The organism is Paraburkholderia sediminicola (assembly GCF_046026895.1).
Taxonomy (GTDB): Bacteria; Pseudomonadota; Gammaproteobacteria; order Burkholderiales; family Burkholderiaceae; genus Paraburkholderia; species Paraburkholderia sediminicola_C.
On sequence record NZ_JAQQEU010000012.1, the window covers coordinates 134,782 to 156,098 of the forward strand.

17 protein-coding genes and 4 pseudogenes are annotated in these 21,317 nt (G+C 60.2%); 5 read left to right on the plus strand and 16 right to left on the minus strand.

Annotated elements, in window-relative coordinates:
• Nucleotides 1–57 precede the first annotated feature (57 nt).
• From PQR02_RS11605 to PQR02_RS11615, 3 genes are all read right to left on the minus strand, one after another.
• Entirely contained in the window at nt 58–1,512 is a 1,455-nt protein-coding gene (locus PQR02_RS11605; RefSeq protein WP_408229993.1) for an NAD(P)(+) transhydrogenase (Re/Si-specific) subunit beta, read from the minus strand.
• A complete protein-coding gene (locus PQR02_RS11610; RefSeq protein WP_149672885.1) occupies nt 1,512–1,838 on the minus strand; it encodes an NAD(P) transhydrogenase subunit alpha part 2 in 327 nt (108 codons plus the stop codon). The genes PQR02_RS11605 and PQR02_RS11610 overlap by 1 nt, the downstream gene beginning before the upstream one ends.
• Before the next feature lie 78 nt (nt 1,839–1,916).
• Complete coding sequence (locus tag PQR02_RS11615) at nt 1,917–3,059, minus strand: Re/Si-specific NAD(P)(+) transhydrogenase subunit alpha (protein WP_408229997.1); 1,143 nt, start codon at nt 3,057–3,059, stop codon at nt 1,917–1,919.
• Between the two features lie 204 nt (nt 3,060–3,263).
• Between PQR02_RS11615 and PQR02_RS11620 the strand changes: the two genes are divergently transcribed.
• From PQR02_RS11620 to PQR02_RS11630, 3 genes and pseudogenes are all read left to right on the plus strand, one after another.
• Nucleotides 3,264–3,755 (plus strand): NUDIX hydrolase, encoded by a 492-nt coding sequence (locus tag PQR02_RS11620; RefSeq protein WP_408230000.1) that lies wholly within the window; start codon nt 3,264–3,266, stop codon nt 3,753–3,755.
• 78 nt (nt 3,756–3,833) lie between these two features.
• Complete coding sequence (mnmA, locus tag PQR02_RS11625) at nt 3,834–5,003, plus strand: tRNA 2-thiouridine(34) synthase MnmA (RefSeq protein ID WP_408230003.1); 1,170 nt, start codon at nt 3,834–3,836, stop codon at nt 5,001–5,003.
• Between the two features lie 278 nt (nt 5,004–5,281).
• Nucleotides 5,282–5,893 (plus strand): annotated as a pseudogene (locus PQR02_RS11630) (glutamate synthase-related protein); the annotation flags it as partial.
• A gap of 562 nt (nt 5,894–6,455) precedes the next feature.
• On the opposite strand, the gene PQR02_RS11635 reads toward PQR02_RS11630, so the two are convergent.
• The 13 genes and pseudogenes from PQR02_RS11635 to PQR02_RS11695 form a co-directional block, all read right to left on the minus strand.
• Entirely contained in the window at nt 6,456–6,725 is a 270-nt protein-coding gene (locus tag PQR02_RS11635; RefSeq protein WP_408230006.1) for a hypothetical protein, read from the minus strand.
• A gap of 1,239 nt (nt 6,726–7,964) precedes the next feature.
• Nucleotides 7,965–8,171: pseudogene (locus PQR02_RS11640) on the minus strand (IS256 family transposase); the annotation flags it as partial.
• A 195-nt stretch (nt 8,172–8,366) separates the two neighbouring features.
• Nucleotides 8,367–8,453 (minus strand): annotated as a pseudogene (locus PQR02_RS11645) ((R)-mandelonitrile lyase); the annotation flags it as partial.
• Nucleotides 8,454–8,638: 185 nt separating this feature from the next.
• A complete protein-coding gene (locus PQR02_RS11650) occupies nt 8,639–9,571 on the minus strand; it encodes an amidohydrolase family protein (RefSeq protein ID WP_408230009.1) in 933 nt (310 codons plus the stop codon).
• Nucleotides 9,572–9,573: 2 nt separating this feature from the next.
• Nucleotides 9,574–10,899 (minus strand): MFS transporter, encoded by a 1,326-nt coding sequence (locus PQR02_RS11655; protein ID WP_408230012.1) that lies wholly within the window; start codon nt 10,897–10,899, stop codon nt 9,574–9,576.
• Nucleotides 10,900–10,914: 15 nt separating this feature from the next.
• The gene (locus PQR02_RS11660) at nt 10,915–12,156 is read right to left on the minus strand and encodes an MFS transporter (protein WP_408230015.1); all 1,242 of its coding nucleotides are present in this window, start codon (nt 12,154–12,156) and stop codon (nt 10,915–10,917) included.
• Complete coding sequence (locus PQR02_RS11665) at nt 12,153–13,448, minus strand: MFS transporter (RefSeq protein ID WP_408230018.1); 1,296 nt, start codon at nt 13,446–13,448, stop codon at nt 12,153–12,155. Before PQR02_RS11665 ends, PQR02_RS11660 begins: the two co-directional genes overlap by 4 nt.
• A pseudogene (locus PQR02_RS11670) lies at nt 13,445–14,490 on the minus strand (amidohydrolase family protein). The gene PQR02_RS11665 and the pseudogene PQR02_RS11670 overlap by 4 nt, the downstream one beginning before the upstream one ends.
• 15 nt (nt 14,491–14,505) lie before the next feature.
• On the minus strand, nt 14,506–15,654 hold the full coding sequence (locus PQR02_RS11675) for a porin (protein WP_408230021.1): 1,149 nt from the start codon (nt 15,652–15,654) through the stop codon (nt 14,506–14,508).
• 54 nt (nt 15,655–15,708) lie between these two features.
• Entirely contained in the window at nt 15,709–17,082 is a 1,374-nt protein-coding gene (locus PQR02_RS11680; protein ID WP_408230024.1) for an MFS transporter, read from the minus strand.
• 79 nt (nt 17,083–17,161) lie between these two features.
• A complete protein-coding gene (locus tag PQR02_RS11685) occupies nt 17,162–18,091 on the minus strand; it encodes an SMP-30/gluconolactonase/LRE family protein (RefSeq protein ID WP_408230027.1) in 930 nt (309 codons plus the stop codon).
• Nucleotides 18,092–18,116: 25 nt separating this feature from the next.
• Nucleotides 18,117–19,064, minus strand: a complete 948-nt coding sequence (locus PQR02_RS11690; protein WP_408230030.1) for a hydroxyacid dehydrogenase — start codon at nt 19,062–19,064, stop codon at nt 18,117–18,119.
• Nucleotides 19,064–19,762 (minus strand): RraA family protein, encoded by a 699-nt coding sequence (locus tag PQR02_RS11695; protein WP_408230033.1) that lies wholly within the window; start codon nt 19,760–19,762, stop codon nt 19,064–19,066. Before PQR02_RS11695 ends, PQR02_RS11690 begins: the two co-directional genes overlap by 1 nt.
• A 166-nt stretch (nt 19,763–19,928) precedes the next feature.
• Here PQR02_RS11695 and PQR02_RS11700 point away from each other — a divergent pair, with 166 nt between their 5' ends.
• Both PQR02_RS11700 and PQR02_RS11705 read left to right on the plus strand, forming a co-directional pair.
• A complete protein-coding gene (locus tag PQR02_RS11700; RefSeq protein ID WP_408230036.1) occupies nt 19,929–20,639 on the plus strand; it encodes an IclR family transcriptional regulator in 711 nt (236 codons plus the stop codon).
• Nucleotides 20,640–20,939: 300 nt separating this feature from the next.
• Entirely contained in the window at nt 20,940–21,308 is a 369-nt protein-coding gene (locus PQR02_RS11705; protein ID WP_408230039.1) for a hypothetical protein, read from the plus strand.
• Nucleotides 21,309–21,317 lie beyond the last annotated feature (9 nt).

Sequence of the window (21,317 nt, forward strand, 5' to 3'; positions counted from 1 at the left end):
AGCGAAGCAAATGAAAATCGCGGGCGCGCCATCGCGCGACCCGCGACTCTCGCGCACTCATTCCACTGCCTTCACCATATCCTCGATCACCTTCTTTGCATCGCCGAACACCATCATCGTCTTGTCCATGTAGAACAGATCGTTGTCGAGCCCGGCGTAGCCCGCCGCCATCGAACGCTTGTTGACGATCACCGTGCGCGCCTTATACGCCTCGATGATCGGCATGCCCGCGATCGGCGACTTCGGATCGTTCTTCGCGGCCGGATTCACCACGTCGTTCGCGCCGAGCACCAGCACCACGTCGACCTGGCCGAACTCGCCGTTGATGTCGTCCATTTCGAACACCATGTCGTAGGGCACTTCCGCTTCCGCGAGCAATACGTTCATGTGTCCCGGCATCCGGCCGGCCACCGGGTGAATCGCGTACTTCACCTCGATGCCCTTCTCGACCAGCTTGTCGGTCAGCTCCTTCAACGCATGCTGCGCACGCGCCACCGCGAGCCCGTAACCCGGCACGATCACCACGGTTTCCGCATTGCCGAGCATGAACGACGCGTCATCCGCCGAACCGGATTTCACCGGACGCTGCTCGGCTGAACCGCCGGCCGCCGCCGCGCCCGGCTCGTTGCCGAAGCCGCCGAGGATCACGTTGAAGAACGAACGGTTCATCGCCCGGCACATGATGTACGACAGGATCGCACCCGACGAACCCACCAGCGAGCCCGCGATGATCAGCATCGGATTGTTCAGCGAGAAGCCGATGCCCGCCGCCGCCCAGCCCGAATACGAGTTCAGCATCGACACGACCACCGGCATGTCCGCGCCGCCGATCGGAATGATGATCAGCACGCCGAGCACGAACGCGATGATCGTCATGATGATGAACGGCAGCCAAGCCTGCGTGAGAAAGAAGATGATGCCGAAGCCGAGCATCGCGATCGCCAGCATCAGGTTGATCAGATGCTGGCCACCGTACACCACCGGCGCGCCCTGGAAGAGGCGGAACTTGTACTTGCCCGAGAGCTTGCCGAACGCGATCACCGAACCCGAGAACGTGATTGCGCCGACGAACGTGCCGATGAACAGCTCGATGCGGTTGCCGAAAGGCAAAAAGCCCGGAATCGGATATTCGGGATCGACAAGGCCGAACGCGGCCGGCTCCGACACCACCGCATACGCGATGCAGACTGCCGCGAGACCGATCAGCGAGTGCATCGCCGCGACCAGTTCGGGCATCTTGGTCATCTCGACGCGCGCGGCGACGAACGCGCCGACCGCGCCGCCGATCACCAGCGCGACCAGCAGCAGCCCGAGTCCCAGACCGAGGTTCGAGCCCAGTGCCGAAGCCTGTTTGGCGATCAGCGCGATGGTCGTGAGGATCGCAATCGCCATCCCGACCATGCCGAAGGTGTTGCCGACGCGCGCCGTCTTCGGATTCGAGAGCCCCTTGAGCGCCTGAATGAAGCAGACCGACGCGACCAGATAAAGCAGCGTGACGACGTTCAGGCTCATTACGCGTTCTCCTTGGCGGCTGCGGGAAGCTTCTTAGGCTCTTTCTTCCTGAACATCTCCAGCATTCGTCGCGTGACGAGAAAGCCGCCGAACACGTTGACCGCCGCAAGCGCGACCGCGAGCGTGCCGAAGAACTTGCCGGGGCCGCCGAGCGTCAGCCCGGCCGCGAGCATCGCGCCGACGATCACGATCGCCGAAATCGCGTTGGTTACGGCCATCAGCGGCGTGTGCAAGGCGGGCGTGACGTTCCAGACCACGTGGTAGCCGACGTAGATCGCCAGCACGAAGATGATCAGGTTAATGACGGTGTGGTTGATGACTTCCATCGCCGTTCTCCTTAAAGGGTTCGCTGTCGGCCTGAGTTAGCGCTTCAGTGCTTACTCTGGTCCCATGCAATTAATTGCTCAGGCCTTGCGTGTGACTGCGCCGTCGCGGGCCAGCAGCGTGGCCGCGACGATGTCATCCGCGAGATCGATGTTCAGCGCGCCTTCCTTCGTGATAATCAGCTTGAGGAAGTCGAGCAGGTTGCGCGCGTACAACGACGACGCGTCGGCGGGCACCATTGAAGCCAGGTTCGTATAGCCGACGATCTGCACGCCATGCTTGACGACCACCTTGTCCGCCTCGGTCAGCGGACAGTTGCCGCCGCGCTGGCCTTCGTACTCCGGCCCGCGGCCGGCGGCGAGGTCGACCAGCACCGAGCCCGGCTTCATCGCCTGCACGGTGTCGACCGAGATCAGCGTCGGCGCGGGCCGCCCCGGAATCAGCGCGGTGGAGATCACCACGTCCGCCTGCTTCGCCCGCTCGTGGACCAGCGCCGACTGGCGCGTGAGCCACGACGGCGGCATGGGCCGCGCATAACCGCCGACGCCTTGTGCGGCTTCGCGCTCCTCGTCGGTTTCATAGGGCACGTCGAGAAACTTGGCGCCGAGCGACTCGATCTGCTCTTTCACGGCCGGGCGCACGTCCGACGCCTCGATCACCGCGCCCAGGCGCTTGGCGGTCGCGATCGCCTGCAAACCGGCCACGCCCGCGCCGAGAATCAGCACCCGCGCGGCTTTCACGGTGCCCGCCGCGGTCATCAGCATCGGCATGAAACGCGGATAGAGCGTCGCCGCCAGCAGCACCGCCTTGTAGCCGGCAATGTTCGCCTGCGACGACAGCACGTCGAGGCTCTGCGCGCGCGTGGTGCGCGGCGCGGCTTCGAGCGCGAACGCGGTGACGCCGGCCTCGGCCAGCTTCTGCGCGTTGTCGGCATTGAACGGATCGAGCATGCCGACCAGGGTCGCGCCGCGCTTGAGCAGCGGCAGCTCGGGATCGGTGGGGGACTGGACTTTGAGGACGAGATCGGCGCCGAAGGCGGTGGCCGGGTCGACGATCTCCGCCCCGGCAGCCGTAAAGGCCTCGTCAGGAAAGCTCGCGCCGGCGCCGGCGCCGCTCTGGATCGTGACCCGGTGGCCCTGGCTCACGTATTTCTTGACCGTTTCGGGCGTGGCGGCAACGCGGGTTTCGTGCGCGCGCGTCTCGGCTGGCACTCCGATGTGCATCGTGGTTTCTCCTCGACTTCCTGTTTGACGACAGAGCGGCCGACGAGGCACGCCGGCTTGCAACTGCAACTGCAACGGCTAACGCCTCACTTTAACCGAAACAGGGGGGGACGCAAAAATCGGGGACAATCCGGGGGTGCCCGTGCGGCCCGCTCTGGGCCCTTCGCCGGCAGCCCGGGCTCATAACCGGTAAAATGCGCAGCCATGAAACCGGAAACTTGGCTGCCGCACGTCACCGTCGCGGCGATCGTCGAGCGTGACGGGCGCTTTCTCGTGGTCGAGGAACATACCGCCAACGGCTTGCGCCTGAATCAGCCCGCCGGCCACCTGGAAGCGGGCGAAACGCTTCTGCAGGCGGTGATCCGCGAAACGCTCGAAGAAACCGCCCATCCGTTCGCACCCGAGGCGCTGGTCGGCATGTACATGACCCACTTCGAGCGGCCCGGCAGCGAGGGCGTGACCGCGGGTGTCACCTATCTGCGCTTCACCTATTGCGGCACGAGCGGCGCGCCCGACGCGACCCGCGCGCTCGACCCCGATATCGTCCGCACGCTGTGGATGAGCGCCGACGAATTGCGCGCCTGTCCCGAACGGCACCGTACGCCGCTCGTCATGCAATGTGTCGACGACTACCTCGCAGGCCGGCGTTTCCCGCTCGACTTCGTGCATACGCATTCGGTCGGGCCGCAACGGTGACCATCGCGGTAGCCGTCACGAGCGGCTGTTTCGCGAATCAATGATCCATGCAGTGATGCAGCACCCAGTGAGCACCTTATGAGCAAGCAGAAAGTTGTAGTAGGCATGTCGGGCGGCGTCGATTCGTCGGTCACCGCGTGGCTGCTGAAGGAACAAGGCTACGACGTGGTCGGCCTGTTCATGAAAAACTGGGAAGACGACGACGACAGCGAGTACTGCTCGACCCGGCAGGACTGGATCGACGTGGTGTCGGTGGCGGACCTGATCGGCATCGACGTCGAGGCGGTCAACTTCGCGTCGGAATACAAGGACCGCGTGTTCGCCGAGTTCCTGCGCGAATACTCGGCCGGCCGCACGCCGAACCCGGACGTGCTGTGCAACGCCGAAATCAAGTTCAAGGCTTTCCTCGACCACGCGATGTCGCTCGGCGCGGAAACCATCGCCACCGGCCACTATGCGCGGGTGCGCGAGAACAATGGCCGCTTCGAATTGCTGAAGGCGTTCGACCATACGAAGGACCAGTCGTATTTCCTGCACCGGTTGAACCAGGCGCAACTGTCGAAGACGCTGTTTCCGCTGGGCGAGATTCCCAAAACGAAAGTGCGCGAAGTCGCCGAGCAGATCGCGTTGCCGAACGCGAAGAAGAAAGATTCGACCGGCATCTGCTTCATCGGCGAGCGGCCGTTCCGCGATTTTCTGAACCGCTATCTGCCGACCAAACCAGGCCCGATGAAGACCACCGACGGCAAGGTGGTCGGCGAACATATCGGCCTCGCGTTCTACACCTTCGGCCAGCGCAAGGGCATCGGCCTCGGTGGCAGCAAGGAAGGCAGCGGCGAGCCGTGGTTCGTGGCCGGCAAGGATATCCCGTCGAACACGCTGTATGTCGCGCAGGGCCATGATCATCCGTGGCTGCTCAGCCATACGTTGAGTGCGGGCAATACGAGCTGGGTCGCGGGCGACCCGCCGCCGGAAGGCTTCGCGTGCGGCGCTAAAACGCGTTACCGGCAAGCGGATGCGGCGTGCACGTTCAGTGCGGCGGGCAATCGTGCGACGGGCAACCGTGCGGCGGGCGAAGGCCTCTTCGAACTGACTTTCGACACCGCGCAATGGGCTGTCACACCCGGGCAATCAGCGGTGCTCTACGATGGCGACGTGTGTTTGGGCGGCGGCATCATCGAACATGCGGTGACCGGGCAGCCGGCCGCGCGCCAGCAACCAAAGGCGGCACTGCTGAGCGCGCGCTAAGCGGCAGGCGCACGCGAGCCGTGCACGAAGCACCCTCGCCGGCGCGCCTGCTTCATTTTCACGCTTGCGCCGTGCGCTGCCGCTTCACGTGACATCTTCGGGTCGCGCCTGCCCGTTGCGGCCGTCACGCCGCACCCAGGCGCCGGCTCACACAGCCCACGCGAGCTTCACGCTGTTCACCATCACAAGCAGCCGTCAGTTTTCCCTCGCGATGGATTCCGTCTGCGCCGAAGGCGCCGGCGATCCCCCGCGACGACCTTCACTGCACTGGAGTCCCCATGTTTTCTCGACGTTATCTGGCCATGTGGTGCGCAGTCGTGCTGCTCGCCATCTGGGCGGCGCTCGCCGTTACGCATCACCTCGCCTGGTTCTGGCTCATCGTGCCGCTCGCGCTCGTCGCGCTCGGTCTGTTCGATCTGACGCAGCAGCGCCACGCGATTCTGCGCAACTATCCGCTGTGGGGTCACTTGCGCTTCCTGTTCGAGTTCATCCGCCCGGAAATCCGCCAGTATTTCGTTGAAAACGATACCGACGAAAGACCGTTCTCGCGCGCGCAGCGCAGCATCGTCTACCAGCGCGCGAAGAACGACGTCGACAGCCGCCCGTACGGGACCGAAGTCGATGTCAAAGCGATCGCGCACGAGTGGATCAGCCACTCGCTCGCGCCGACCACGCTCGACAACCACGACTTCCGCATCGTCGTCGGACCGGACCGCGCGCAGCCTTACTCGATGTCGATCTTCAACGTCTCGGCGATGAGCTTCGGCTCGCTGTCGGCGAACGCGATCATGGCGCTGAACCTTGGCGCGAAGAAAGGCAACTTTGCGCACGACACCGGCGAAGGCTCGATGTCGAAGTATCACCGCGAGCATGGCGGCGACATCATCTGGTTTTGCGCCGTGCACTGAAAACGGGCAAAAACGTTATCCGCAAGTCTCATCGCTCACGCGCCCTTTACGGAACCTTGTCACGGGCATGTAAAGACCCCCTTTTATGCAGAAACTGGCTCCGGCACGGCCACCGGACGGGCGTCAAACGTTTTTGCCACGGGCGAATGTGCGGGTCAATGGCGGACGGAACGTCCGGCGCAGCGAACCATTGACGCGCTCATTCGCCCGGATACGCTAGCGGGCTTGGGGTCGGCGGAGACTTTCGCGCCGGCCCCTGAGCCCGTCCGGCGGAGAGGACTTCCCCGCCCTTGGGCGGGGCTAGGGGTGGGGAGCGTTCATGTATCACAATTCCGCAGGAATTGTGCTGCTGTCTCGAGCCCATTTAAACGCACGAAGAGCCCATGCAAGCCTCGACTGCCGCATTTGGAGTGCATGCATCTGCGCCACAGGAAACGCAGCGAAATGGTGGTTGAATCGCAAGGTGACGAAGTGCGACCAAATCCAGACTATCGAATCCGCATCGAAGTCTTGCACATCAGACGCGCCTCGCGCCCACACTGAGTTACAGATTGCCGTACAGCGGGATACCGGCGGCGGCTCCCGCAACTTCCATGAACTTGCGAAGCTGCGCAACATCCATCCACGTCTTTTCTGTCAATTCGTATGTCCAGCGAAGCAGACCCTCTGCCGTCTGAAGCTCAGACACCGGAATATTTTTGGCAACAGCAGTTTCTGCGACTCTGACAACAACAAAATCGCCTTCCTGGCGAATGCGCTTGCTGAGTTCGGCATCTTTTGCCTCGGCTTGAGTGAGCACGTCGTTCAATTCCATATTGGCATTTCCTTACTTGGTGTTATAGAAGCGGTACCACCGGTTTGCCCATGGTGGGTCAAAGGGAGTGGCGCACCTCATCCATCTCACCCCACCCAAAGTCCACGGTCCCCCGATGGGGATATCGGCCTTTCCGTAGGAAACTTAAGGATGCCGGCGACAAGGCGGGCAACGGAACTACCTGTCTCAAGAGCAGCAATCGAGGCGTATCCATGCCCGTCTATCAATTTTTCGATGGCCGTTCAGCCTTGAGACATCGCGATGAATTCAGAAAAAATCTACGCGGAGAATCCCATCGAAGTCATTTGGCTCCGTCCAATGCGGCTATCCGCTCGCTGGCGCAGGAATAGACAGAATTGCATGCGGCTTCTACGTAGAAGGTGTCAGTCCACGCGAACTCGCGGGCACGCGCCAAGGTTATGCCCGCATCTCGCGCCGCTACCTATGCGTCCATGACGACGTCTGTCAGCAAAATCGCTAGCAGCTCGGCGGCCCTGCGCTGAATGTAAATGGGTGCAAGAGCACTTTCTGATGTGCGCATGTCGGTGTTCGTGGAATCCATAGCCTGTAAAGCGACGCCATTTAAACGGCGGCGTCCCACCTCAGACTGACCGGTCCGAAACGGCCGAAGGATGCTTTCGGACGAACTGTCTTTGACTGCAAGGCGCAAATGACCTTAGATTTATGTCAGGCGGTTGCTTTCAGTCGAACATCGTCAACGTGCAATAGGTGAAATATGACCAAGAGTGGCGGCAACAACGGAGGTCAGACCGGCGGCGGCCGGGCTGCGGGGAGTAGTTCGAAGGCTGGAAGTCCCGGTGGCGGCCGTGGTCCCAATGGGTTTCCAGGCGGAAACTGGCCAAGCACCACCGGCGCAAAATCTGGTGGCAATCGAGGAGATGCGACACCATCTGGTGGCAAGAGATAATCATTGCCATCCTGCAGCGTGCTCTCAAGTAAGCACTCCGCCTGCCGTTAGCGTAAGGGCGTTATAACGAAAAGCAGAGAGATTGCGCGTCTAAGATGCGCCATGTTTGCTGCATGCAGCACAATCGACATCTTGGCCGGCAACTTCCACTTCTTACTCGCCTGACGAATCGGATTGCCGATGTAGCACCAACGGAAGGATATTGTGCTGCCGCTGACCGCAGTCAAATCAACCGAGCGCAACTGATGAATTTGGGAACTCAGCCGCGTGCAGACGGATAGATGCTCCGCGGGACGCAACCGAGGAGCCACTGACACCGTTTCGCCTTTGCCATGGCCCAGGTGTTCGGACATCTCCGTCTCTAACGCACGCTCCACCAGCATCCTGGTAAGCTGCTTGAGCAGGCCGTTCTCGCCTATCAGGTCTTCCGGCTTCTGATAATTCGCCAGCAGGCTGTCTGCCAGCTTGACGAGCTCAGCATCGGGTTGCTCTCTTTTATTGCGTTTCGCTACGGTCATCTATGCTCCTGTTGCTGGCAGTCTCCTGCCAAATGACCGTTTACACAAAACTTTTTACACCCTCTGGTATCAAGAAAGTTTCATCAAGCTTGATACTTCACAAAAACCGTGAAACTTGTCGTTTTTCTTCCTGCCTACGCTTCCAATGTCCACGGGCACCCATGGCGATGACCAGCTGCATCGGCGCGGACCAATCAGATACTGCTCGTCCGTGACCGGCTCCAGCCAGTCGACGTTTTTACCGTCCAGTGCTTCCTGAATCGCTATGTGCGTCATCGAGGTTCCTTTTATCGACGGCTGCGAACCAGGTCGCTTCAAAAGCATATGTTACTCCTTATTCCGTTGATTTTGGAGGGAGCTCTTTGAGCTTCGTCACGGCAGACTAAAGATGGCGCGCACAACACACGGCTCGGCCCGCGCCACAAGCAGTTTTGAGGGGTCGTAAAAGACTCCCTTCAATTCGCCGACTAGACAAAGCTATAAAGCTTCGACGGATTCGTTACAAAAATCATTTGCTGCCAATCTTGTCGCCCAATCCAGCTCGCGATGACGTCAAGCAGAATCGCATCGTCGGGCTTATGGGACTTTTCAGTCGGATGCGGCCAGTCCGACCCCCAGAGCATCCGCTCCGGTGCCATGCCGATAAACGCCTTTGCGACGGGCGCGACGTCCTCGTACGCGGGCGCGCCTGTCTTGCTGTCTACGTATGGACCCGACAAGGTAATCCAGGTACTTCCCCTGTCCACCAGTCGCGTTGCGGTACGGAAGGCGTCGGACGACAAGCCGCCTGGCTGAGGAACGTGTGCGATGTGGTCAATAACCAGCGGACACGGCAACGCTGCGAGATGACTTTCGAGTTCAGGAAGACGGGCGCCCTGTACGACCAGTTCCATGTGCCAGCCAAGAGCCGAAATTCGGGCCGCCAGCGGCGCGAGCATGTCGAGCGTCGTTGCGCCGGGATAGCTGAGATTGAAGCGAATCGCGCGGATGCCGCCATCGTTCAAATTGCGAAGCTCGTCATCAGTCACGGACGAGTCAACGACGGCGACACCGCGAGCGTTTGCGCCGAACCGCTTGAGTGCATCCAATGTGCAACGATTGTCCGTCCCATAGGTCGACGGCGTCACCACAACGTTTCTGCGCACTCCCAGTCGTTTCTGTACAAGGCTGTATTGGTCGACCGTGGCGTTCGGCGGATGAAGAGTCGTGCCAGGTGCGACGGGAAACCGGTCGTCATATATATGCATGTGGCAATCGATAGCTCCCTCAGGCAGTTTGAACGAAGGTAGCTCGGTACCACTCGACCATGTCTCTTCAGCGACTGCCATCCCGGGCAGCGCACAAGCCGCCACCACAGCGCCCGCATGGTGCAGGAACTGGCGTCTTCTTTTGTTCCACATTCTCAGACAGTCTCCGTCTTATTGGTCAATTGCTTTGTACGGTTGGCGCGAGTGAGCAACAGTAAAGTCGCTACGCTCAGGAGCGTGAGAATGGCGAGCGGCATCAGCGCAAGCGCATAACTGCCCGTCGCATCTTTGACCCACCCATAGACGTTCACCATCAGGCCGCCGCCTAACAAATTCGCGATGGCATTAATCATCGCGAGGCCTGCAGCGACTGCGCTGTTCGACAGCATGTCGGTGGCCAACGCCCAGAACGGGCCTTTGAAGGAATAGGCACCGACCAGCACCGCGCAGAGCATGCAAACCGTCGGCACCAGCGACCCGCTCAGCGAAGTCGCAAAAAGCCCCACGCCAATCAGCAGCATCGGGACCACGGTATGCCAGCGGCGTTCGCCGAGGCGGTCGGAACGGCGGCCCCAATACACCATCAGTATGGAAGCAGCCGCGTAGGGGACCGAGTTCAGCAACCCGGTTTCCATGACCGTGAGGCCGAATGACTTGAGCAACTGCGGCTGCCAGACAGAGAGCGTGCTACCGGCCGCAGACGCACACGTGTCCACGAGCGCGAGGCACAACACGTACTTGTTGCGGAACAGCTTCATCAATGGCATCGACAGGACTTTCCTCGGGCCCTTCTGTTCGCTTGCCAGCGCGCCCACCAGCCATTTCTGCTCGTCGTCATCGAGCCATGTGGCGTTTCCCGGCTTGTTCGTCAAGAGGAACAGGCAGGCGATTCCGAGCAGGACCGTCGGAATTCTTTCAAGAATGAACAACCACTGCCAACCTCGCAGGCCAGCGAAACCATCCATCTGGAGAAGCAATGCCGAAATAGGTGAGCCAATGAAACTCGCCGCGGGAATCGCGACCATGAATGTGGCGACAATGCGCGCACGATATGTCGCTGGAATCCAGTACGACAGATAGAGCAAAACACCAGGAAAGAAACCGGCCTCGGCCGCACCGAGCAGGAAGCGAAGGATGTAAAACGAAGTGGCGTTATGCACCAGCGCCGTTGCTGCCGAAACGATGCCCCACGTAATCATGATGCGGGCAATCCAGATTCGCGCACCGTACTTCTCGAGCGCCAGATTGCTCGGCACCTCGCAGATGAAGTAGGAAACGAAGAACAGGCTGCTGCCGAACCCAAAGACCTTCGCCGACATGCCAAGGTCGTGGTTCATCTGAAGCGACGCCATTCCCACATTGCCCCGGTCGATGAAAGCGAGCAGGTAACAAACCATGAGGAAAGGCACGAGCCGCCAGACGACCTTCCGGACCGTCTTCCGTTCGACGGCGGATAAAGTGCTGCCGTTAGTAAGTTGCATAGGTGTCTCCACAGTCTATTGTGCGCCTGAGCGCTGCTTTCTGAATTGGTGTAATGCGGTGATTGACAAAATTCCGGCTGCCAGCACGAAGGCCATCGCGCCGAACGTGTCGCGCACGCCCAGCGCCTCCGATGCGGTACCCACCAGCAGATAGCCGAACGGCATCGTTCCGTTGTAGGCCTTGCCATACATGCCGACGAGGCCGCCGCGCACGTGCTCCGGGCACTGCCGTTGAATGGTTGCGTTGGTCGACGTCGCGGCGAATGTCAGGCTGAAACCCAGTGCGTAGAACGCCGGTACTGACGCGAAGATTCGCGTGGTACCTGCCAGCACTGCGAGCGCCAGGACGGCTGTCCACGGTGCCCAGGCGATGAAGCGGACCGAAGCACGCGGTCCGAAAGCTGACGACAGCAGAATGGCAGCGCATAAGGAGCCTGCGCCCGCACAGGCGAAAAACACGCCGGTAAACCTCGCCGCGTCATGGAATGCGTGGTCAGCGAGCAGCGGCACGAGCGTCTGGTAGCTGCCTGCGAAAAGTCCAATGCACGCAAGAATGGGCAGGTAACGCGCGGAGAACCCGTCAGACATAACGTATCCGACTGCATCCCTCAATCCGCTGTCCGAACGTGACGGTCTAGCCTCCGACGCCGCGTTTATCGAACGGACGCAAGTCGCCATGAAACAGAGCGCCACCGCGTAAATCACGAACGATGTGGTCGGACCAAGCGTTGGATACACAAACCCGGCTATGGTCGGCCCAACCCTCCGACCCACGTTGTAAACCATCGTGTTCATGGCAACCGCGTTAGACGTCAGGCGGATGTCTCGCAGGCTGGTCAGCAGCAACACCTGACGCGCGGGGGTCTCCACCGCGCTGCATATACCGATTGCAAGCGCATGCGCGAGAATCAGCTGCACGCCCAAGACGCCGAGTATTGACAAGGTGAAGAGACTGGAAGTCAACAACAGCGAACTCGTCAGTACGCAGAGCGTCACCCGTTTCGCGTTGGTCGAGCGGATACGAGAGCCGGCAAGCGGCGCGACGATGAGCTGCGGCCCGTAGAGCAGGAAATTCAGCAGGGCCAAAATGGCCGCAGAGCCGGACAGGTGATAGACGAGCAGGTTCAAAGTGACGTTCTGCGTCCAGCTGCCTAATACCGAGGCAACCTGACCGCCGAGGTAGCGGCGCAAGGCAGGCTCCGCGAGCGCGGGGAATACGCGCGCGTGAAACCCCGCTCGTTTGTCAGCGGTGCTCATTCGAGCGTCTTGCCGCGTGTTTCCGGCGCGAGCAGAACCACGATTGCAGCTGCAACGAACGCAACGATGGTCGTCGCAAGACCGAGCGTGAAGCCTCCCGCCGTCGACGCCAGAGCGCCGATGACGAGCGGCGCGATGAATCCGCCAAGCCGGCCGCCGTTATAGGCGAGTCCCATCAACAACCCGCGTGACGCGGTATTCCCGATAACTTCGGCGAGGAAAGGACCCGCACCCGCGAAGATGCCGTTCACGCCGAAGCCGGTCAGAAAGATTGCAACCATCAGCGCCAGCGGGTCCGTCGAGACGATGTATACGCCGACTGCCACAGCGCCGACCAGCAGATACGCGATGAACATCGGCCGTCTTCCCAGCCGGTCGACCAACGCCGAAAAGAGCAGGAAACCGGCAATAGCACCGAATTGAAGCGCAAAGACAAACTTCAGACTGTGGACAAAATCCAGGTGTTTGACCGTCAGCAGAAACGTCGGCGTCCACGTAAACACACCCCAGTACAGGTATTGCAGGAAAAAGATGAAAGTGAACGCGAGGAGCAGTCCGCGCACATTCGTCGTGGCCAGCGGTGCCGCCAGTTCCGATTTGGCAGCGGCAATCTGCTTCTTCGACGCACGGCGGCCCAGCCAGATAGGTGACTCAGGAGTCTTCCGTGCGACGAAGAAAAGAATAAAGAATGGCAACGCGCCGATGAGGAACAGCAGGCGCCATCCATTGCCAGCGAGCCCACCGTACGAGCTGCTTACGATGCCAGCAATGGTAATGGCCAGAATCGCACCGACAGGCAGTCCCATCTGCATCAATGCGCCACCCTTGCCGCGACGACTCGCGTGCCATGTTTCGGCCACTAGCGCTGCACCCGAAGTCCACATGCCGCCCATGCCGAGGGCACCAAAAAACCGAAAAGTTGCGAACCACTGTTCGTTCGGCGCGATGGACAGCAAACCCGAGAAGAGCGAATAGATACCGATGCAAAGCATCGCCGTTCGTACCCGCCCGAGCCGGTCAGACACCCATCCGAAAATGATTCCGCCTGTGATTTGCCCTGCTGCCGTGATACTGGTGAACAGCCCGAGCTGAGCCTTGGACAAGCCGAACTGAAGCGCAAGGACCGGCAGCAGCAGCGATAGAAGGAAAGAGTCGTAGCTCTCGAATGTCCATCCGAGTCCTGCGAGAGTCAATGAGCGCCACTCGGGACGCGTGATACTCCTGTAACGGCGCGCCTCTGCGTCCAGCGCCGCGGCACTCTCAGGCGTCGTCATGCTGATAGATGATTTCATGCTGTGTCTCCTGCTCCGCGCAAGCGGTAGGTTCGTGTCGCTGTGCCACTGAAGAGTGCTGCACGCTCGGCCACTGATGCGCGCGCGGCCAGTCGCTTGTACGCGTTCCAAAGAACCCGATAGCTGAACATCCCCTTATCGACAGGAAAGTTGCTTTCGAACATGCAGCGGTCCGCGCCAAACAGGTCGATGCAACCCTCGACATAGGGTCGCCACGCGTCGGCGAGCTGTTGCGACGAAGGTGGTAACTCGGCGCCAGCGAACTCGTACCCGAAGACCGACATGCCGGCGCACCGAGCTTCATGCGGGTGTTCGGGAGCGTCGCGAGTCGCCGAAGGCTGCCGCGCCAGGCGTTCATCACTTCGGCGCTGCGCCCCGCGTGCGGCCCTACGCCGACCGGTCCACCGAAGTGGTCGATGACGACCGTAACGTCGGGGACTCGACGTGCAAGCTCGTAGAGCTCATCGAGTTGCGTGTGATAGACCCAGACGTCAAGCGACAGACCGTATCTCGCCAATGTTGCGACTCCCATCCTGAATTCGGCGCTCTGCATCAGGTTGCAAGGCGGCGTTACGGGGCTTGAACTAACAGCATCGCTTTCATGCCACGCAAGCGGGTTCCGGATGCCACGCAAGCGACCTCCTGAGACCTCAAGCATTGCCTCGAGCACGCCGGCGACATTTACACCGAGCGTTAAATCGGCCCCGCCGACAATAGCCTCGCAACACCGCGTCTGCCCATACGTGCCGCTCGCGCAAATTGCAGCGATGCCGTTCGCAAATTCAACCTCGCCGACGGGGCGCATCTCAGCGGGGCCATCCGCCCGGAGCATCGAGCGGCACTGGACGTACACCGTCGAAACGACCCGATGACCGGAACCCGTGTCCTCGAGAAACTCATGCGTGAGATAACGTCCGCTCTGCCGGTCCCAGAGATGATGGTGGGCATCGACAATGGGCCAGTCCGGTTCCAGCACTGGCTCGTCGCGAAGAGCAAGCCAGTCCGTTCGAACAGGCAGATGAGGGGCGTTCACGACTTGCATCAGTGCCTCCTGGCGTCAGAACTTCTGGCGCATGCCAACCGTAAAGCCAGTCTGGTTGTAGTCAGCTGCCACGGTGCCGTAACCATTGACACCCAGTGCCGAACCGCTCTTGTTGCGGGCGAACGCGCCAGTGGCGTACACATCGGTGCGTTTCGACAGCGCGTAGTCGGCACTGAGCACTGCCATCCATGGGTCAGCGCTGCTGGCGTGCACGTCCTGGTAATAAGCCGCAGCGGTGAGCTGGAGCGCGGGCGTCACGCGATACTGCGCACCGGTCCAGTACATATTGGCGTAACCCGCATCGGCCCCGTTGGCCGTAACGACCGGGTTGGCCGGAAGGAAGGCACGCGATGCGCGAAGGAAGCGGTAGCCGGCAAATGCCTTTACGTTACCGATGACATACGTCGCGGCGGCGGTGACCCGCCTCTCGCTCGCGGTATTCGTCGCAACCGTGTTGCTGTTGCGCTGCTCGAAGGACATGCTCGCCGCAAGCGGGCCGGCTCCGTATGTCAGTGACCCACTGTAGAAACGCCCCGTGATTTGGGCACCCGGCACCTCAGTGCCATAGCCGGTGTCGTAACGGGTGCTATACATGGCAGCAGCCGTCACGGGACCGAAAGTACCGACGTACTTCGCGGAATCATCAATTCGTGCAGCCATCGCGTAGTCGAGCGACAGTGTCGAGTAGCGCGACGAGGCACCCATCGGGTCGAACGGAACAGCCTGGTCATACAGCAGAGAGTTCTGCCGGCCTAACGTGAGCTGCTGGCCTTTGCCGGCAAGACCAACAAATGACTGGCGTCCCCACAGGCGCGAAGTCGTCGTCGCATTCGCACCGATACCCTTAGTGGACTGTCCGGTAGTGCCGTCGTTAACGTTGAAGCCGTTTTCGAGCACGAAGATGGCAGACAGCCCGCCGCCGAGGTCTTCCACGCCCCTCAGTCCCCAACGCGAGCCGGACAGGTTGCCGGACACTTCCCGGGTCTGCCCGCCACCGGTAGTCGTGTTGTTGATGTGCTCCACTCCGACATCAACGATGCCGTACAACGTCACGCTGCTCTGCGCATGCGATGCGGTTGCAAGCGACATTCCGACCGCTGCTGTTGCGCCGAATGCAACCAGCGGCTTGATGCGAAAATTCTTATTGGTTTTGTTGAACAACATGACGGCTCCAAACTGAGTTGTAGTTGTTGGGGTACAGCTTTTGTAATCGGACCTTTAGTGGCCCGCGACTGTCTCTTCCGTGTCCGCGCCGGGGTCACCGAGCCAAGCAATCGTCGCGGCCCCAACCAGCAGCACAGCGGACACCGCCATCAGCGGCGCGGTGAAGCCGTTCGACATCTGCTTGATGACACCAATCATTGAGGGCCCAACGAAGCCCCCAAGATTGCCGACCGATACGATGAGCGCGAGGCCACCAGCAGCTGCCCGGCCGGTCAGAAAGCTTGAGGGAATAGCCCAGTAGGTGGCCTGAAATGCGAGAATTCCACTGACCGTGAAGCACAACGCGACCAGCTTGAGCGCCGGAACCTCAGTCATCACACTTGCCGTCAGCGCTACTGCGGCAATGACAAGCGCTCCTGCGACATAAGGAATGCGATTGCTTGCTCGATTAGCTAGTCGTGCCCACAGGAGCATCACCACCGCGCCGATGGCGTAGGGCACAGCAGTCAGTCCGCCAACCACGGCATGGCTAACTCCGAACTGTTTGATGATTTGCGGCATCCAGAGTCCGACGCCGATGGAGCCAACGATTCCGCAGAAATTAACGAATGCGAGAACGAACACGCGCCAGTTGGTCATTGCATCGCGCAGCTTCGCCCCGTGCTTTGTAGCGATGCCTTTCTGCTCTGCAGCGAGACGGCGAGCCAGAATGGCCTTCTCTTCGTCGCTCAGCCATTTTGCTTTTTCTGGACGGTCAGCCAGCACAAAGAGACACGCAATGCCGAGGATGACTGCGGGCACACCTTCAATCAGCAAGAGCCACTGCCAGCTATGCAAGCCATGCATCCCGCCGAGTTGAAGCAGGGCACCCGAAACGGGCGAACCAATCATGTTCGCGACAGGAATACCGACAAGGAATGCAGCCGTCACCTTCGCGCGCCATTTGCCAGGAAACCAGTGCGTGAAGTAGAGGTAAATGCCGGGCGTAAAGCCAGCCTCAGCGACGCCAAGCATGAAACGGGCTGCTGCAAAACTTTTGGGGCCAACCACGAAAGCCGTCAGCATCGAGAAAACGCCCCAGGTAATCATGATTCGCGCAATCCATACGCGTGCACCAACTTTCTGCATAATCAGATTGCTCGGTATTTCGAATATGAAATACCCGATGAAGAAGAGCCCTGCGCCCCAACCGAACTGCTCGGCGGTCAGTCCCAGGTCATGGTTCATGGTGAGCGCGGCAAAGCCTACGTTCGTGCGGTCCAGATAACTGATGACATAGCATGCGAAGATGAACGGCAGGATGCGACGAAACACCTTGGCAAGCGTGCGTTCGCTAGCGGCGTGCTCTTCAGAAAGTGCTGCCGCATCGGCGACGTCTTGTGCCTCCGCCTTTAATGTCACGCCGGTCAGGGTGTGAGAGATTTGCATGATGTGCTCCTCCATCGCGTTTCATGGAACGCGACTCGTAATCTGGTTCGCGGCAAATCCCACCGCGCGGGTCCGCGCTTCAGATGCGGGGTCTCGCCTGCTTGGGAAGCACGCCTGCAACATCCATATGAGCGACGAGGACGGTGCCACTGACCGATTCGGTCATAAACAGAGTCTTCATGTCGGCACCGCCAAAACAGAGGTTCGTCAGTGACGCACCCTCCGGACTCGTCAACACCACGACAGGCTCTGCACGGTGATTGAGGACCCAGGCGCGGCCAAGGCCAGGGTTGGCAACAAAGAGGCGCCCCTCTGTGTCAATGGTTAAACCGTCGGGGCCGCTCGGTCCGTACGAGGTGAAAAACTGGCCGACCTTGCTGACCGAGCCGTCGGCCTGCAACGGAACTCGCCACACGCAGTTGCCGCGCGTCATGGCGACGTACAGCACTTTCTCGTCGGGCGAAAGCACCAGCCCGTTTGGGCTGGGGCAATTACCGAGCAGCATGTCGAGCTTGCCTTCCCGGTTCAGCCGGTAGACGCGCCCCGTCGGGTCATGCAGGCCCGTCTGGCCTTGGTCCGTGAAGTACAGGTTGCCGGCGGAATCGAAGGTCAGGTCGTTGACGCCGCGGAAGCGTTCGGTATTCCGGCGCTCAAGATATGGGCGGACCTCACCTCGTTCTATGTCGAGCAACATTAATCCATTGCGATAGTCGGTAATGAGCAGGTGACTGTCATCTGCAAGCTTCATCCCATTTGGCTCGCCGTCGTACTCAACGACAAGGTCCCAATTGCCCGTGTGTGCAATACGAAACACCCGGCCGTGAGGAATGTCCGTCACGTAAAGAAACCCGTCCGGACTCCACACTGGCCCTTCGAGAAACGAGTCTGTGCTCTGACCACCTCGGTTCGCTCGCGCCCAGTCCGTCTGGACGTTCGGCTTTCTGTATTTCTCGGGCATGCGCGCGAAGACTTCCGCTGAGCGCACTTCAGGTGAGTTAAGCAAAAACATGTCGACCTCTAGCTTCCGAGACAAATCAAGCTGCTGTCCGAGCCAGCTCTTCGAGCACGGCCAGTACATTGGCTGCGGCGCCCTTACCCATGTTCACGTAGGCGGCGTCGCTAACACCGCCAATATGCGGTGACAGGATGAGATTGGAGAGGCTTTGGAACGGATGGGGGGACGGCATAGGTTCAACATCAAAGCTATCGAGGCCGGCACAGCGCAGTTGACCGTCAGCGAGTGCTTCAACGAGGGCCGCTTCATCGATGAGTCCACCGCGTGCCGTATTCACCAGAATCGCCCCACGCCTGAAGCGCGCAAAAGTCTCGCGGTTCAGCATCTGGCGGTTTTCCGCAGTCAGCGGGCAATGAAGGGAGACAATGTCCGAACTCGAGTAGAGCGCGTCAAGCTCTACAAGCGTCACACCGTCTGGGGCCACGTTCGCGAACGGGTCGTAGGCAATAACCTTCATTCCGAATGCGACGCCAGCAGCCGCTACCCGCCGTCCGATTGAACCGAGGCCGACGAGACCAAGCGTCCGTCCGTCAAGTTCCACGGACTTGTGAGTTGCCTTGTCCCAATGTCCCGCGCGCATGCGGACATCCAGTTGATTAACTGACTTGGCACACGCAAGTATCAAAGCCCACGCGTGTTCGGAGACAGCTGCTGCATTGGCACCAACTGCCGCGCGTACGGCAATTCCGCGCTGCGCCGCCGCGTCCTGGTCGATGACGTCAATGCCGCTGCCATGTTTAGAGATGACCTGAAGCTGGCCGGCGGCGTCCATGATTCGCGCGTTGACCTTGCCGTAGCGAACGATGATAGCCACGGGCCTGTGCGCAGCGCAGAGCGCCACGACCTCGTCCTCGGTGGGCTGCTTGCCTGCGAATACCACTTCAAAGCTGCTCAACATCTCTAGCGCCTGAGGAGCCAGGTCGGCAGCGGTGACCAGAACAACTGGCTTTTGCTGGTTAGCTTGCATCACAGTGCCTCGCCTTCAGCCAGCATGCCGACTGCACGCAGTTCTTTTTCGAGCCAGGTGGCACGGGTGTCGCCACTCTTGATTGCTGCAATGCGCTTCGCCTCGGCATCGACCTTTCTTTGCGCCAGTTCGAGAATCCTCGCCACGTCAGCCCGCGGCACGACGACAACTCCGTCGGCATCACCCACGATGAGGTCACCGGGGTTGACGGTCGTCCCGCCGGCGGAGATGGGAAAGTTCACACGACCGGCTACGCTCTTCGTCGGGCCGCATGGGTTAAGTCCAGCCGAGAAAACCGGAAAGTCGCCGCTTGCGAGCTCATGTGAATCGCGCACGGCCGCATCGATAACGAAGCCCGCGATGCCCGTAGCGTGGGCTTGCGTGGCCATGATTTCGCCAATCAGTGCGCAGGTCTGGTCGCCCTTGCCATCGACCACAATCACGTCACCCGGCTTGGCGATGGCGAGTGCCGCGTGGATTGCCAGGTTATCGCCCGGACGCACTTCAACGGTGATGGCAGGACCCGCCACTTTCATCTTGGGCGACAGCGGCTTTACCCGCCCGTTCAGCGTGCCGCGACGACCACCGACATCCGCGAGGATGGCTGCCTGGAATTTGAAAGCCTGCGCGACGAGTTCGGGCGACACGCGCTCGATGTCACGGGAGACCGGCGATGAACCATTCGAAGTGGTGCTCATGACGTTACCTCTGCAAGTTGCGTTGTATTATGTACAACTGTGGTGTACTGTGTGAAATCACTATAGCTTGCAAGGAGCGATGAAATCCACTGGCGTTTGCCCTTTTATCTGGTAAACCACCGTTTTACTGTGTACAATTTCCCGGACGGACAAACGGGAGACAAGAATGGGAAATGAAGGGGTGGCGGCCGTGGAAAAGGCGCTGTCGTTGCTGGATTGCTTCAAGCCGGGGGCCGAGGCATTACCGCTGGCTGCACTCGCTCAGTTGTCCGGGATGCACAAGACGACGGTGTACCGCTTGATGAATTCGCTCGAGCGGATGAACTACGTCGTACGCTCGGAGACCGGTATGTACTCGCTCGGACCGCGAGTGCTCTACCTCGGCAAACTGTACGAGCAATCGTTTCATCTTGCGTCGCTCGTTGAACCGATACTGCATAAGCTGGCTTCCGAGACGCGAGAAAGCGCATCGTACTACGTTATCGACAACGGTCAGCGTCTGTGCCTGTTCAGGGCTGAGCCATCCGAAGGACTGAGGGAAACCCGCCTGCCAGGGACGTCATTTCCGCTTGATGACGCGGCTATCAGCCAGGTGCTCCGGTTTTGGGGGCTGAGGGAGCACTTGTTCGACACCCCTCCGTCGCTGCCGCTATTTACTTCCGGTGCTCGCGACCAACACACAGCGGGCTTTGCTACGCCGGTATTTGGCGAGGGCGATACGTTTAAAGCAGCACTTAGCTTGACTGGCGTACGGTCTAGGCTCGACGCCGCGCGGACATCGGGTGCACTCGACCGTCTCCAGTTGGACGCTGCTTCCGAGTTGTCTCGGAAACTTGGCGCAAGTGCTGCTTTTTGCGAAAAGATGTATGGCGCCTGATTTGGCTGACACCTTGGTTCGAAAATATCGCATCTACGGAAAGTTCGCCTGCCGTTAGCAAAGCCTGATACTGCCCGCTGACGAAGACCCCTGATTGTGCTGCCCTGGTACAGTCGGGGTGCAGCGTTCAATGCAGCTCACGCAGGCATCCTGCGCTCATAGGATGGCCCGTCGAACTTGTTGTCGAGTATCGCGCCTGTGCCACTAACACGAACAATCTGGACTCAACCGTCGGTCGACGTTCTCAGGCTTACGTAATGGATGCGTCATTGTTATGCGCGGCGGCGACGAGCTGCGCCGGTGAAACGCATCCATCATTACCTCGCAGAACTGTACCGTGGATTGCGCGACGGGACGATTCCGCCCGGGCGCGACGGCAAGCTCACTGTTTTTGTTCTCGGCCGTTATCGGAAGGACAAGCGTTACGTGCCCGAAAACTGGACCGCCCGAACCGGCACCGCGATTCAGGTTACGTTCAGCACGATGCACAGTCTCCCCCTGTCAGTCCCGCTACGCGAAAAAGACACAGACAGACTCGCTAAAATCGGAAATCATTGGTGGCACGAAGCAAGCTCGCTAGCAATTCTGCTCGTCAGCAGCATCGTCGGCGATACGCGTCAAAGGGCTCTGACGTGGCCAAAGATGGTCGAGGATTTGTCGCCACAGTAACTGTCTCGA